This window comes from Exiguobacterium sp. s46, assembly GCF_018618875.1.
In the GTDB taxonomy this organism is placed as follows: domain Bacteria; phylum Bacillota; class Bacilli; order Exiguobacteriales; family Exiguobacteriaceae; genus Exiguobacterium_A; species Exiguobacterium_A abrahamii.
On sequence record NZ_JACSMY010000001.1, the window covers coordinates 1,120,670 to 1,135,054 of the forward strand.

Annotated in this window: 15 protein-coding genes; 8 read left to right on the plus strand and 7 right to left on the minus strand. The window is 46.8% G+C overall.

Annotation, left to right across the window (positions count from 1 at the left end):
• Positions 1-73: 73 nt before the first annotated feature.
• A complete protein-coding gene (locus tag KNQ08_RS06020) occupies positions 74-367 on the plus strand; it encodes a hypothetical protein (RefSeq protein ID WP_023468536.1) in 294 nt (97 codons plus the stop codon).
• A gap of 40 nt (positions 368-407) precedes the next feature.
• On the opposite strand, the gene KNQ08_RS06025 is transcribed toward KNQ08_RS06020, so the two are convergent.
• Entirely contained in the window at positions 408-659 is a 252-nt protein-coding gene (locus KNQ08_RS06025; RefSeq protein ID WP_029341919.1) for a hypothetical protein, read from the minus strand.
• Positions 660-1,016: 357 nt separating this feature from the next.
• On the opposite strand from KNQ08_RS06025, the gene KNQ08_RS06030 reads away from it, so the two are divergent.
• From KNQ08_RS06030 to mnhG, 7 genes are read left to right on the plus strand one after another with little or no spacing between them, the layout of a single operon-like run.
• A complete protein-coding gene (locus KNQ08_RS06030) occupies positions 1,017-3,422 on the plus strand; it encodes a Na+/H+ antiporter subunit A (protein ID WP_214805100.1) in 2,406 nt (801 codons plus the stop codon).
• Complete coding sequence (locus KNQ08_RS06035) at positions 3,419-3,859, plus strand: Na(+)/H(+) antiporter subunit B (protein ID WP_056062059.1); 441 nt, start codon at positions 3,419-3,421, stop codon at positions 3,857-3,859. Before KNQ08_RS06030 ends, KNQ08_RS06035 begins: the two co-directional genes overlap by 4 nt.
• A gap of 1 nt (position 3,860) precedes the next feature.
• Positions 3,861-4,202, plus strand: a complete 342-nt coding sequence (locus KNQ08_RS06040) for a Na(+)/H(+) antiporter subunit C (RefSeq protein ID WP_023468540.1) — start codon at positions 3,861-3,863, stop codon at positions 4,200-4,202.
• Positions 4,195-5,682, plus strand: coding sequence for a Na+/H+ antiporter subunit D (locus KNQ08_RS06045; RefSeq protein ID WP_149427543.1), 1,488 nt, complete (start codon positions 4,195-4,197; stop codon positions 5,680-5,682). The genes KNQ08_RS06040 and KNQ08_RS06045 overlap by 8 nt, the downstream gene beginning before the upstream one ends.
• A 3-nt stretch (positions 5,683-5,685) precedes the next feature.
• Positions 5,686-6,162: a Na+/H+ antiporter subunit E gene (locus tag KNQ08_RS06050; RefSeq protein WP_023468542.1), complete on the plus strand. Its 477-nt coding sequence runs from the start codon at positions 5,686-5,688 to the stop codon at positions 6,160-6,162.
• Positions 6,163-6,209: 47 nt separating this feature from the next.
• Entirely contained in the window at positions 6,210-6,446 is a 237-nt protein-coding gene (locus KNQ08_RS06055) for a Na(+)/H(+) antiporter subunit F1 (protein ID WP_369792030.1), read from the plus strand.
• Positions 6,430-6,804 carry a monovalent cation/H(+) antiporter subunit G gene (gene mnhG, locus KNQ08_RS06060; RefSeq protein ID WP_214805102.1) on the plus strand — a complete coding sequence of 125 codons (375 nt, stop codon included), beginning with the start codon at positions 6,430-6,432 and terminating at the stop codon, positions 6,802-6,804. The genes KNQ08_RS06055 and mnhG overlap by 17 nt, the downstream gene beginning before the upstream one ends.
• A gap of 53 nt (positions 6,805-6,857) precedes the next feature.
• Here mnhG and KNQ08_RS06065 read toward each other — a convergent pair whose 3' ends face one another.
• The 6 genes from KNQ08_RS06065 to KNQ08_RS06090 all read right to left on the minus strand — a co-directional run bounded on the left by KNQ08_RS06065 (position 6,858) and on the right by KNQ08_RS06090 (position 14,381).
• The gene (locus KNQ08_RS06065; protein ID WP_050678277.1) at positions 6,858-7,301 is read right to left on the minus strand and encodes an Rrf2 family transcriptional regulator; all 444 of its coding nucleotides are present in this window, start codon (positions 7,299-7,301) and stop codon (positions 6,858-6,860) included.
• Between the two features lie 217 nt (positions 7,302-7,518).
• Complete coding sequence (locus KNQ08_RS06070; protein ID WP_214805104.1) at positions 7,519-8,415, minus strand: glycerophosphodiester phosphodiesterase; 897 nt, start codon at positions 8,413-8,415, stop codon at positions 7,519-7,521.
• A 151-nt stretch (positions 8,416-8,566) separates the two neighbouring features.
• On the minus strand, positions 8,567-9,823 hold the full coding sequence (odhB, locus tag KNQ08_RS06075) for a 2-oxoglutarate dehydrogenase complex dihydrolipoyllysine-residue succinyltransferase (protein ID WP_214805106.1): 1,257 nt from the start codon (positions 9,821-9,823) through the stop codon (positions 8,567-8,569).
• 35 nt (positions 9,824-9,858) lie between these two features.
• On the minus strand, positions 9,859-12,699 hold the full coding sequence (locus KNQ08_RS06080) for a 2-oxoglutarate dehydrogenase E1 component (protein WP_064299712.1): 2,841 nt from the start codon (positions 12,697-12,699) through the stop codon (positions 9,859-9,861).
• Positions 12,700-13,011: 312 nt separating this feature from the next.
• Positions 13,012-13,740, minus strand: coding sequence for an amino acid ABC transporter ATP-binding protein (locus tag KNQ08_RS06085; RefSeq protein ID WP_251133629.1), 729 nt, complete (start codon positions 13,738-13,740; stop codon positions 13,012-13,014).
• Entirely contained in the window at positions 13,737-14,381 is a 645-nt protein-coding gene (locus KNQ08_RS06090) for an amino acid ABC transporter permease (RefSeq protein WP_023468550.1), read from the minus strand. Before KNQ08_RS06090 ends, KNQ08_RS06085 begins: the two co-directional genes overlap by 4 nt.
• Positions 14,382-14,385 lie beyond the last annotated feature (4 nt).

Sequence of the window (14,385 nt, forward strand, 5' to 3'; positions counted from 1 at the left end):
TTAATGGGAATAGTAATATTCGGAGTTGATTATAACTTATTTTGCTTTGAAGAAATAAAAGGAGGAACGAACGATGACATATTCTTTAATTGAAACATTCAAACACATCGTAAGCGAGGCAACTAGCTTTAAGCGCGTTGATTTCGGAGGTTACGATATTTATATGCAGACAACAGATGGACGAACGATTACGGCACACATCCGCTATGATGGTGGTGGTACGGACTTCAATGAAGCTTATTTAATGCTTGAATCGAGTACCGGTCAACGTCGCACAGCGACCTTAACGCTTTATCAATTCGAACATCTCTCTTCTTATACTGCACACAGTGAACGGACACGTGCCCTAGTCACAACAAGTGCTTAATGACCATAAAACACGCCTCTCATTCGAGAGACGTGCTTTTTTAATTTTCTTCTCGCTCGAGGCGTTCGAGTTCTGCGTGTGTTTGTGGGAATCCATTCGCTTGCCAATCTGCCCGATGAATGGAATCCAGTTGTGTCAGTCCGACTTCAGCTGGATCGCGTTTCGCGTCGACACTTGGACGATGGTCAATATCATCTGAAGTCGATTTTCGTTGTTGGTATTGTTGATAGGCGATTGTCGCAATCGCCGCTAGACCACCTAAAATAACACCTGTCTTGAATGTTGCTCGCATGAAAGTTCCCCCTCTATGGTCATTAGTTGTGCTCTAGATAAATGTACCCGCGTTCCTTGAGTTTGAATCATTCTTCTCATGGATCCACGTGTTTTTTGAAAAAAACCAAAAAAATTTTCAGCCTATTTCTGCCGTGTTCCTACATATTTAATAATCAAGAGAAAAAATGGCTCTATCCCTTATGCTTCAACGCTTCACGTCATGCAAGAAGGAAAAAAGTACGCTATACTTGATTCAGAAACATCTTCGACGAACAAAATGAATCGTGTCTTCTACTGGACAGTTCCGAGCTTCAACAGCTTGCGTTCGCGTCCCTTTTTCATTTTTGGTCGTCGATGTCACAAAGGAGGGAATTTCGTGTCCGTGATGCACGGGGCTATTTTACTGCCCATATTGATCAGTCTTTTCATTCCGCTTCTAGCGAAACGCCTTCCGAACATTCATACCGGTTGGTTTGTACTTGTCGTACCTGTACTGCTCGTTTCGTATTTCAGCCGCTTTCTCCCTGGTTCGATGTCAGGTGAGACCTTTACGGCACGCATGCCGTGGATACCATCGCTCGGTATCGATTTCGTCACGTATCTTGACGGACTCGGCTTATTGTTCGCACTATTGATCACAGGAATCGGATCACTCGTCGTTCTTTATTCGATTTTTTATCTAGATGCGAAAAAAGAATCACTCGGAACATTTTATGTCTATCTGTTGATGTTCATGACCGCCATGCTTGGGGTCGTGTTGTCAGATAACATGGTCGTCCTCTATCTGTTCTGGGAATTAACGTCGATTTCGTCGTTCTTATTGATTGCCTACTGGTACGAGCGGGAACGTTCTCGTTACGGCGCTCAAAAATCGATGCTGATCACCGTCTTCGGTGGACTAGCGATGCTTGGGGGAATTGCGATTCTCTCTACACTCAGTGGATCGTTAAGTATTCGTGAGACGTATGCGTCACTTGAATCGATTCAAGGTGAACCCTTCTTTACGGTCGCCCTTGTTTTATTCTTGCTAGCTGCCTTCACGAAATCGGCTCAGTTTCCGTTCCACATCTGGTTACCAGATGCGATGGAAGCACCGACTCCTGTCAGTGCCTACTTGCACTCGGCAACGATGGTCAAGGCAGGGTTGTATCTTGTCGCTCGTTTTAGTCCGATTTTTGCGGATGAGTCGCTTTGGTTCTATCTCGTCTCATCTGTCGGAATATTCACCTTATTCTGGGGTTCACTCAATGCGGTGAAACAACATGATTTGAAAGGAATACTTGCTTACTCGACGATTTCTCAGCTTGGATTGATCATGTCCTTACTTGGACTTGGAGCTGCCGCCTTACACGTCGATGCCTTAGATGACGGATTATATACAATCGCGACAGTTGCTGCGATCTTCCATCTGATCAACCACGCGACGTTTAAAGGCAGTCTCTTCATGATGGCGGGAATCGTCGATCACGAGACTAGTACTCGCGATATTCGGAAGCTCGGTGGTCTTGCGCAACTCATGCCGATTTCGATGACGATTGCGATGATTGGGACGCTTTCAATGGCGGGGATTCCACCATTCAACGGGTTCTTGAGTAAAGAGATGTTCTTGACAGGTGTACTTCAAGTTTCAGGATCTGACTTGTTCCACTTACCATCTTACGGTTGGATCATTCCTGTACTCGCCGTCGTCGGAAGTATCTTTACATTCGTCTATAGCATCTTGATCGTCCGCAAAACATTCTTCGGTAAGCGTCAAGACGATAAGTTACCGAAAACACCACACGAGGCACCGATTGGAATGTTGATTCCACCTCTCGTCCTCGTCTCGCTCGTCGTCATCATCGGACTCTTCCCGAATCTATTATCGGATACGTTGATTCGACCGGCAGTCGAAGCGATCTTACCGCAAGTCGTTGATGCGGGTGGGAAGATTGATGTGCATATTTCAATGTGGCATGGATTCCAACCAGAATTTTTCCTGACATTACTCATCTTTACAGTCGGGTTCATCTTGTATAAAACACTGCCACGCTGGCAATCGCTCTATAACCGGATGCCTCGTGCCGTCTCCTTGAATCATCAATATGACGCTTTATTACGTCGTGGTGAACAGACCTCGACAAAGATTCACGATACGGTCATGACCGGATACATGCGGTCATATCTCGTCTACATCTTCGGATTCATCGTCATCTTGATCTTGACGGCATTATACGGGTTTGATGCCTTCCGCTTCGCAGTTGATCCAATCAGCTCGATTGACGCGTATGAGATCATCCTTGCACTCGTTCTCGTTTCGAGTGCCCTTTCGATCACCTTTGCGCGTTCACGACTGACATCGATCATCTTGCTCGGTGTGACCGGTTATACGGTCGCTCTGTTCTTCGTCTTGTTCCGAGCGCCAGATCTCGCCTTGACACAACTCGTCATCGAGACAGTATCGGTCGCTCTATTCCTGCTCGTTTTCTATCGTTTACCGGAAATCAGTCGGAAAGAAGAACGCATTCCGTTCAAGCTCGGCAACGCCTTGATTTCAGCACTCGTCGGATTGACGGTGACACTCGTCGCCCTTGCTTCTCTCAGCCAACGATCGTTTACTTCAATCGCCAAATATTACATCGATAATGTCGCTGATCTTGCCGCTGGCGGTAATATGGTCAACGTTATTCTCGTCGACTTCCGTGGCTTCGATACGTTGTTTGAGATTGCCGTTCTCGCACTTGCCGGAATCGGTATTTACACGATGATTAAATTCAGACGAACAGGAGGGATCGATAAATGAAAAAGCAGGCGAAAAAGCATACGAATGACGTCATCTTAGAGTCCGCGACTTCCTTTATCACGTTCGTCATCTTCCTGTTTGCTGTCTACTTGTTCTTTGCTGGACACTATACACCGGGTGGTGGTTTCATTGGTGGTCTTGTGACGGCGTCTGCTCTTGTCTTGATCTTACTTGCTTATGACATCAAGACGTTACGCCGGATTTTGCCATTCGACTACAAATGGATCACAGCACTCGGTATGTTGATTGCCGTACTGACGGCGTCAGGAGCGCTTCTGTTCAACGTACCGTTCTTCACACATGCACATGATTATTTCAACCTGCCGTTGTTCGGCAAGACATCGCTTCACACCGCGATGCTGTTTGATCTTGGAGTGTATCTTGTCGTCGTCGGTGTGACGATGACGATTATTCAAACGATTGGGGAGAGTGATTAATATGGAAATCATCATGGCGATCGCCGCAGGCATCCTGACGATGTGTGCCATTTATCTCATTCTTTCGAAAAGTATTCTTCGCATTATCATCGGAACAGGGTTGCTCAGCCACGCTGCCCATCTACTTGTCATGACGATGGGTGGATTAAAACGAGGCGCGGCTCCGGTCTTAAAGGACGGCGTGACTTCCTATACGGATCCACTACCGCAAGCACTCGTCTTGACCGCCATCGTCATCAGCTTTGGTGTCACTGCCTTTTTCTTGGTACTCGCTTATCGTGCCTATCAAGAACTCGGAACCGATAATATCGAAGAGATGAAAGGAACCGATTCGAATGATTAACTTACCGCTACTACCAATCATCATCCCTTTGTTGACTGGTGTCCTCTTGATGTTTTTCCCGCGACACCTCAAAGGACAACGAATCGTTTCCCTCTTTTCGACGATTTTAACTGTCTGTGCCTCCATCTATCTTGTGCTGACTGTCCGGTCGAACGGCATCTTAACAGTCACACTCGGTAGCTGGCCAGCACCTTTTGGTATCACACTCGTCTCTGACATGCTATCCGCTTTACTCGTCACGACGACAAGCATTCTTGTTCTTTGTATCATCTGGTATGCCATTGTCTACTTGAGCGTTTCCTATCAACGATACTACTATTTCATTGCCGTCCAATTTTTGCTCGTTGGTGTCAATGGTGCCTTTACGACAGGTGATATCTTTAACATGTTCGTCTTCTTCGAAGTCTTCCTGATTTCGTCTTATGTTTTGATCGTTCTCGGCGGGAAACCGGCACAATTACGAGAATCGCTGAAGTATCTCTTGATCAACGTCATCTCGTCCGCATTATTCGTCATGACGGTTGCCTTCTTGTACGGGATCATCGGATCGCTCAGCATGGCGGATATCAGTCAAAAGATTTCAGAGGTCGGACAGCCGGCAATCCTAAACGTCATCGCCTTGTTATTCCTGATCGTCTTCGGATTAAAAGGTGCGATCTTCCCGCTCTACTTCTGGTTACCTGGTTCTTATCAAGTACCGCCGACGCCTGTTCTTGCTCTGTTCGGTGCCTTGCTGACGAAGGTCGGGGTCTACGGGATTTTACGGACGTATAGTTTGTTCTTCTCAAATGAGATTGGAACGATTCATCAAATCTTAAGTATCCTTGCTCTCAGTACGATCGTCATCGGGGTGATCGGTGCGCTTGCGACACGGGATGCGAAGCAAATCATCATCTACAACATCATCGTCGCAGTCGGAGTCATCTTGTACGGGGTTTCCCTCATGACACCGCAAGCACTAGAAGGTGCGATTTTCTACCTTCTTCATGATATGTTGATCAAAGCCGCTTTATTCCTTCTCGTAGGGATCATGGTCGGAATTGCCGGCTCGAGTAAACTGAAAGATATGGGAGGGATGATCAAAGCCTATCCTGTATTAGGTTGGACGTTCTTCATCGCGGCGTTATCACTTGCCGGGATTCCACCGCTCAGCGGATTCATTGGGAAATTCCTGATTGTTCGTGGTGGTATTGAAGCCGGTGAGTTGATTGGACCAATCATCGTTCTACTATCCAGTCTACTCGTCTTGTATTCGGTCGTTCAATTGTTCATGCGTGCCTTTTGGGGAACACCGAAGACCTACTCTGGTGATAAACAAGCGCTTGTTCCAAAGCTGCTAGTTCCTACGATTGCCTTAGTTGCGCTCAGCGTTCTCTATGGAGTAGGTGCTGAGGCGATGCGTCCACTGATTCAACAGGCCGTCGAACCGTTGACGAATCCAACGCTCTATATCGATGCCGTATTAAAAGGAGGTCGTTAATTCATGGCATTTCAAGTCTTGCTCAACTTATTCCTTGCATTCTTGTGGATGTTTCTCTCAAACAATTTCTCGGCCTCCGGTTTCGTCATTGGTTACGCGCTAGGGCTGATTGCGATGTTCGCTTTCCGTCGCGGCTTCAAAGGTCGCTTTTACCTCGGACCTGTCGTTGCACTCGTCCTATTGTTTTTCCGCTTTCTCTACGAGCTAGTCGTCGCAAACATCGATGTCTTGAAAATCATCTTAAAGCCGAAGTTAGATATTCAGCCTGGTATCTTCGCTTATGAGACCGAACTCGATCAACCGTGGCAAATCACGTTGCTGTCGATGCTGATCACATTGACACCTGGAACGCTTGTCGTTGATATCTCGGATGATAATAAGACACTCTACATTCATGCACTCCACATGCCAGAGGTCGATGAAGCAGTCGCTTCGATTCGTGATAGTTTTGAGAAAGCCATTCTGGAGGTGAGTCGGTAATGTTCGATATTTTAATCTATATCGCACTCGGGGGTGTCTTTCTCTCGATGCTCGGTCTATTTTACCGGGTCATCAAAGGACCAAGTGTGGCGGATCGTGTCATTGCTCTTGATTCGATTGGTATCAGCTTGATTTCAATCGTTGGTCTTGTCTCGATCATCTTACGGACGAGCGACTACCTCGAAGTCATCCTGTTGATTGGTATACTCGCCTTTATCGGTACGGTTGCCTTTTCAAAATATATCGAGAAAGGAGAGATCATCGAACGTGATCGCAATCAATGAATTGATCGTCGCGGTCTTCGCCTTGCTCGGTATGGGATTTAGTCTCGTCACCGCGCTTGGTCTGATCCGCTTACCGGATGTCTATACGCGTGCTCACGCTGCATCTAAAAGCGCGACATTAGGTGTCATGTCGATTTTAATCGGCGTCATCATCTATTTCGTCACTGAAGATGGATTCTTCTCCTCTCGTGTCGTTCTCGGCATCCTGTTCGTGCTCATCACAGCGCCGATTGGAGGACATCTGATCGCTCGTGCTGCATATTACAGCAATGTGCCGTTATGGAAATCGTCTGTTCGTGACGACTTGTCTCAGAACAAAGAACATGTGGAACCAAAGAAACGCCAAGATGATCTATAAGTATCGCTATGACAAAACCCTCGTTTCCGTGAATGGAAGCGAGGGTTTTTTGATTAAGAACGCTGTAAAGGTGAGGCAGCAAACAAGAGTGCCAACTCATCACGATTATCTAACAATTCTTCTAATGTATGCTGTTCCAATTCCCGGATAAAAGCTCGAAGCGCTCGTCCGAGCACACCTTTTAGACGGCATCCTGGTTCGATGACACAATGACCGTTGCTTCCAAAACACTCGACGATATCCATCGGTTCCATTTCCCGAACGACTTTCCCGATGTTGATGTCTTTTGGATCACGAATCAAACGGAGTCCGCCTGACCGACCTCTTGTTGATTCGACATAGCCAAGTTTCGCTAATTGTTGTGTCACCTTCATTAAATGGTTGGATGAGATGCCATAATGATTTGCAATCTGCGGCATTGGTGTGATGACATCCCGGTGCACCCCGAGATACATCAACACACGTAGTCCATAATCCGTATACTGTGTAATTCTCACGATCCTCACTCCATTTCTTCCCAAAACTGCACTGTTATCGTACCATGAAATACGAAACTGACTACATTGTTTTGTCTCATGATTCGAAATTCTGATAAACCTCTATTTGGTTTACGTATGGAATGAAATATTGGATTTAAGATACGAGTTTTAAAAACAAAAAAACTATTTCTTCTTTCCTGTTCGAAAGAAGAAATAGTGCTATTTCCTTTTTACCTTATTTTTTGTATAGTCCTTTCACGACATCATTAAAACGGTCGGCATAGTTCGTGAAGACTCCTGTGACACCATAGTCGAGCATACGAACCATATCCGCTTTTTCATTCACAGTATACGGGTGAAGTAACAAATCATGAGTCCGAATCGCTGAGACGTTTTCACGTGTCAATGCTTTGTAGGAAGGACCAACACCGACTGCATACTGACGGATTGTGGTTAATCGATCATCCGTCAAAGCCTTGACTTCATTTGCTTCCATCAACTGAACCAGTGGGACGTTCGGGTCGATGGCTCTGACTTTTTGAAGACTCGCTTCACTAAACGACTGAATCAAGACTTGTCCTGGTTTGACATTGTTACTCGACAATCCGTTCTGCTTTAGTACGTCGAGCAATTTCTGTTCCATTCCGGGATACACTTCCGGTGATTTCGTCTCGATATAGTAATTCGCATGCTTCCCATACTTACTCAAGACTTCTTGAAGCGTCGGTACTTTCAGACCGACATATGACTTTTTCGCAAGCGTCGGGTTCGCTTCATTAAACCAGCTACCAGCATCAAGTTTCTTGATTTCAGCAAGCGTTTTATCTTTGACGGCACCTGTTCCGTTCGTCGTCCGATCAACCGTTTCATCGTGCATCGCAATCAATTGACCGTCTTTCGTCATCTGTAAATCAATTTCGATGTAATCTGCTCTGAATGTCTTATGTCCCATTGCATAAGCTGGCATCGTATGCTCTGGCGCGTATCCCGAAGCTCCGCGGTGAGCAACATTGATGATTTGATTTGGATCGAGTAACGATTTTCCTTTTGAATGTGCGCTGACATCTTCTGTCGGAAGACCTGTGCTTAATACGGCTCCTGCTACCATCGTCATTCCAAATTGTTTCAACATAATCAATCCCCCCTTGAAATATTCTTACAACACTTATCCTATATCGTTTGTATGAAGCTGATATAGAGAAGACGTAAATGTCGTTTCGTGATTTGATGACAAAGTGATATCAACAAAAAAAGACCCGCATCTATAACGGGTCTTTTTATGATTACGCTTCGAAAATCAATGACTCTGGATCTTCAAGGAGATCTTTAATGTGCTTCAAGAACGTAACGGCTTCTTTTCCATCAACGATTCGGTGATCATAAGAGAGTGCGACATACATCATCGGACGGTTTTCCATACGTTCAGCATCAATCGCTACAGGACGCAAGTTGATTGCGTGCATTCCGAGAATCGCGACTTGTGGACCGTTTAAGATCGGTGTCGACATGAGTGAACCGAACGTACCACCATTCGTGATCGTGAACGTACCACCCGTCAAATCAGATAGACCGAGTTTATTATCACGCGCCTTGACCGCTAGTTGAATGATGTCTTTTTCAATCTCAGCAAAGTTCTTTTTGTCCGCATCACGAACGACTGGAACGACGAGACCGTCTGGTGCTGAAACGGCAATACCGATATCATAGAATTTTTTGAGGACGATTTCATCGCCTTGAATCTCAGCATTCAAGTATGGCATCTTTTTAAGTGCTGCGACTGCTGCTTTCGTAAAGAATGACATGAAGCCAAGCTTGACTTCGTTTTCCTTCACGAATTTCTCTTGGCGACGTTTACGCAGTGCCATGACCGCTGACATATCGATCTCATTGAATGTCGTCAACATCGCTGCCGTTTGTTGAACTTCAACGAGTCGGTTCGCGATTGTCTTACGACGGCGTGACATCTTGATTCGCTCTTCCGGTTTCCCAGGAGTGGCTGCAGGTGCTGGTGCCGGTGTAGCAGGTTTCGTAGGAGCCGGTTTTGCTTGCTCACGTGGTGCTACTTCAAACGTCGCGACGTCTTGCACACGAATCCGACCGAGCGGATCTTGCGTTGCCACTTGTGCTAAATCAATTCCTTTTTCACGAGCCAGTTTACGGGCAGCAGGTGAAGCAATCGGACGATCCGCAACAGATGTACTTTCAGTCGCTGCTGCAGCCACCGGTTGTTCCGTTTTTTCTTCTGCTTTTGGTGTCTCTTTTGGCGTTTCTTGTACTGTTTCTGCCGCAGCCGGTTTTGGAGCCTCGCCACCAGCAGAGATGACAGCAATCGTTTCCCCGACGCGGACTGTATCTCCTTCAGCAGCCATCACCTCCGTCAACGTACCAGCTTCATCTGACGGTACTTCGATGTTGACCTTATCTGTCTCGAGCTCAACGATGGCTTCCCCTTTTTCCACGTGATCACCTGGTTGTTTTAACCAAGACGCCACCGTTCCTTCTGTAATTGATTCGGCAAGTTCTGGTACTTTGATTTCCATCGTATTCTCCCCCTATGACTCGATTCTATCTTAAGTTATGATGTGTGATTTGATACGTGTGATGGTGCTGTTGGAGTAGAAGCAGTCGCTGTGAGTGCATCATTAATGATACGTGCCTGCTCTACTTTATGACCTGATGGGTCACCTTCTGCTGTACTGGAACGACGACGACGACCGATGTAACGGACGGTTTGGATACCATTCGGTGCGACTGTCTCAAGTCGAGGTTCCATGAAGGACCACGCCCCCATGTTTTTCGGTTCTTCTTGCACCCAGACCATCTCTTCGACGGATTCATAGCGCGCGATGACTTCTTTTAAGGCTTTTGCCGGGAATGGATACAACTCCTCGACCCGGACGATTTGTAGCCAATCGAGATTCTCATCTGATTTTGAAACGGCTTCCGCTAGATCGATTGCCATCTTACCAGAACAGAACACAAGACGTTTAACTCGATCTGGTGCTTCTCCGAGCCCTGATTGTTCGATGACACGCTGGAAACTACCTTCCGTCAACTCAGAGACATCCGATGTTGCAAGCGGATGACGCAAGAGACTCTTCGGCGTCATGACGACGAGCGGTCGGACTTCCTCTTTTCCGAGAATCGCTGCTTGTCGGCGCAATAAGTGGAAGTACTGGGCAGCACTCGATACGTTCGCGACCGTCCAGTTTTTCTCACCCGATAACGTCAAGAAGCGTTCTAAACGACCACTCGAGTGTTCTGGTCCTTGCCCTTCATAACCATGCGGAAGCAACATGACGAGACCTGATGTTTGTCCCCATTTCGCTCGGCTAGCTGAGATGAACTGGTCGAAGATGACTTGACCTGAGTTCGCAAAGTCCCCATATTGCGCTTCCCATAATACGAGCGTTTCCGGAGCGAAGACGTTATAACCGTATTCAAAACCAAGTACACCTGCTTCAGACAACGGACTGTTGTAGACCGAGAATGATGCAGTTGCCGTTGATAAGGCATGGAGTGGCGAGAAGCCTTCTCCTGTTTTCACATCATGAAGATTAATGTTCCGTTGTGCGAACGTTCCTCGTTCAGAATCTTGACCGCTCAAGCGGATTGGTGTTCCATCTGAGAGAATCGAAGCAAACGCCAATGTTTCGGCATGTCCCCAGTCAATTCCGTTCTTTGTCGAGAACGCATCCGTCCGGCGCTTCAGGACCTTCTCAAGTTTATGGAATACTTGGAAGCCATCCGGCCACTGTAACAATTCTTCGTTGTACGCCGTCAATGTTTCAATCGAGACCCCTGTCTCAATCGTCGGAACGCCTTTAAAGACGACGTCCGGCATGACCCCACCATACTCTTTCTCCGCGTTCGGTACTTTTTCACGAGCCGCTTTCATTTGATCATTGATCGACGTTTCAATCGATTGAATTTCGTCAGCTGTCGCATCCCCGTTCGCGACAAGCGTTTTCCCGTACAAGACACGAATTGGATCATGTTTATGAATCAAATCGTATAAGACCGGGTTCGTATTCATCGGTTCATCCATTTCGTTATGACCAAAACGACGATATCCTATTAAATCAATCATGACATCCTTCTTAAACGTTGCCCGGTACTCGCTCGCGAGCAAAGCGACTGCGAGACAGCTTTCCGGCTCATCCGCGTTGACGTGGAAGACTGGGATCTCGTATCCTTTGGCAAGATCACTCGAGTAACGCGTCGAACGGGAGTCCGTCGGCTCCGTCGTGAAGCCGATCGTGTTGTTCGCGATGATATGAATCGTTCCGCCGGTGTTATATCCTTTGAGATTCGCTAAATTCAATGTTTCAGCCACAATTCCTTGACCTGGGAACGCTGCATCCCCATGAATGAGGATCGCAGCTGCTGCTGCTTGCTCTTGACGTGGTGCCCCTTTTTGTGAGCGATCATCTTGAGCCGCACGTGTGAAGCCTTCGACGACTGGGTCGACGAACTCAAGGTGCGACGGATTGTTCGCAAGCGTCATCCGCACGTTACGTGTCTCTTGCTCGAGTTTTCGGTTTAAACCGAGGTGATACTTCACGTCGCCCGTCCAACCGTACGTGATCCCGATCGATCCTTCAGATGGTACGAGGTCGTGGTTCGGTGCATGCTGGAACTCAGCAAAGATCATTTCATATGGCTTCCCAAGTACGTGCGCCAAAACGTTCAACCGTCCACGGTGTGCCATTCCGATATTAATCGTCTCCGACCCGTTCGAGATGAGGTGTCCGACGATCGTGTCGAGCAATGGCACCATCGCGTCAAGTCCTTCAATCGAGAAGCGTTTTTGACCGACATATGTTTTGTGCAAGTATTTTTCGAAGAGGTCCGTTTCAGCTAAGCGTTTGAACAACTGTTTCTTTTGTTCAGCGTCTAGCGTCGCCGTCAAAGCACCTTGCTCGATTTTCTGTCGGAGCCATTTCTTTTCATCGAGATCGTCGACATGCTGGAACTCAACTGCGGCTGCTCCCGTGTACTGCGCTTTTAAATGTTCGATGCCTTCAAACGCGTCCTGTACACCAGTTGGTGGTTCAGGACAGACGAGTGAGACTGGCATTTTTCGAAGATCTGCCTCTGTCAATCCGTACTGACTCAATTCGAATAATCCTGTTTCTCGCGGATGGTCCTTCAGCGGATAGATATCCGCCGCAAGATGTCCTTTTGCACGAATTTGTTCCGCTAAACGATTCGCCGCAAGATATTTTTCGAAATCTCCTGTCTCGACTTGCATCGGTACGACTGGTTCCGTCACGGGTGCACCATGCTCTTCGAAATAAGCACGTGTCTCCTCATCAACGGATGTCTTGTCTTCTAAAAAACGCTCGTACAATTCAATGATGTAGCCAAGGTTTGGTCCATAGAATGCTTGTTGATCTTGCTCGTGGCCTGCCATGTACGGTTCCCCCCGTTTCTATATTTCTCCCCACACATCCAGTGGATACTCGATGTGTTTCCAGCCCTCTACCTGTTAGCGCTTTCAAAAGGAATTGCATGAATAAAACGCTGAACGTCATGAGAAGGAATGATCGTGTCATTCTTCCATGAAAGTGCCTTCGTTACTATATTACTACTCTTTTCCTGTGTGTGCATTTCGAATTCCCAAATTCTCACGCTTAAATGTATAAGTTTTTCTTATGAGCACTTAGTCAGTTATTTATGATTCGTTAAAAAACCGGCGTATCCGCAGTTAGATACGCCGGTTCCATCATAAGACTTTACTAAGGAACGATTGCGTCCGTTCGTGTTGTGGAGAATCAAACAATGCTTGTGGTACGTTCTCTTCGACGATATAGCCAGCATCCATGAATAAGACGCGATCTCCGACCTCACGAGCAAATCCCATCTCATGGGTCACGACGACCATCGTCATGCCTTCAAGGGCAAGTTGTTTCATGACGGCAAGCACGTCACCGACCATTTCCGGGTCGAGCGCTGACGTCGGCTCATCAAATAACATGATTTTCGGATTCATTGCAAGCGCGCGGGCAATTGCGACCCGCTGTTTTTGCCCCCCAGATAATTCACCTGGATAATTATCGGCTTTTTCCCGTAATCCGACTTTATCGAGGAGTTCAAGCGCCCGCTGTTTCGCCTGTTCTTTATCCGATTTGCGCACTTTGATCGGTGCAAGCGTGACGTTTTCTAGCACGGTCTTATGCGGGAAGAGATTAAAATGTTGAAAGACCATCCCGACTTCTTCCCGGACCTTGTTGATATCGACCTTTGGACTCGTGATGTCGAAATTATCGACGATGACCGTACCACCCGTGATCTCTTCCAATCGATTCAAACAGCGTAAAAACGTACTTTTCCCAGATCCCGACGGACCGATGACACAAACGACTTCTTTTTCGGCAATCGAGACGTTGATGTCTTTTAAGACTTCATTCGAACCGAAGGATTTTTTTAAGTTCTTAACTTCAATGATACTCATCGTAATGTAAACCTCCGTTCCAAGAACTTCGCCACTAAGGACAAGAGATAAATGATGACGAAGTACATCAATCCGACGACGGACCAGACGATGAATGGTTCAAACGTCGTTGACTGCTGCACTTGACCTTGTTGCGTCAAGTCAGCGATTCCGATAATCGACAACAACGAGGTATCTTTTAAGCTGATGATCGACTGGTTCGTAATCGTTGGTAACATCCGTCGGAATGCTTGCGGTAAGATGATCTGTACCATTGTTTGACGCCCTGTCATCCCGAGTGAACGCGCAGCTTCTGTTTGTCCTTTATCAATCGACTGGATACCAGCTCGAATGATCTCCGCAAAATAAGCACCGGCATTGATTGCGACCGTCAGTATCCCTGCATACATCCGGTCCATCGATAACCATTCGAGCGAATTGAGTCCAAAATAGATGAAGAATAACTGAACGATGAACGGCGTTCCGCGAATGACATCGATATAGACGATCGCGATCCCGTTTAAGATTTTTGATGGTGATAACCGCATCAATGCGACGACTAAGCCAATCAGAAAGCCGACGATGACCGCGATGATGAAAATATACAATGTGACTTGAAGCCCTTCCAAGAAAAATGGAAATGCGGTTTTGACCACTTCCATTGGC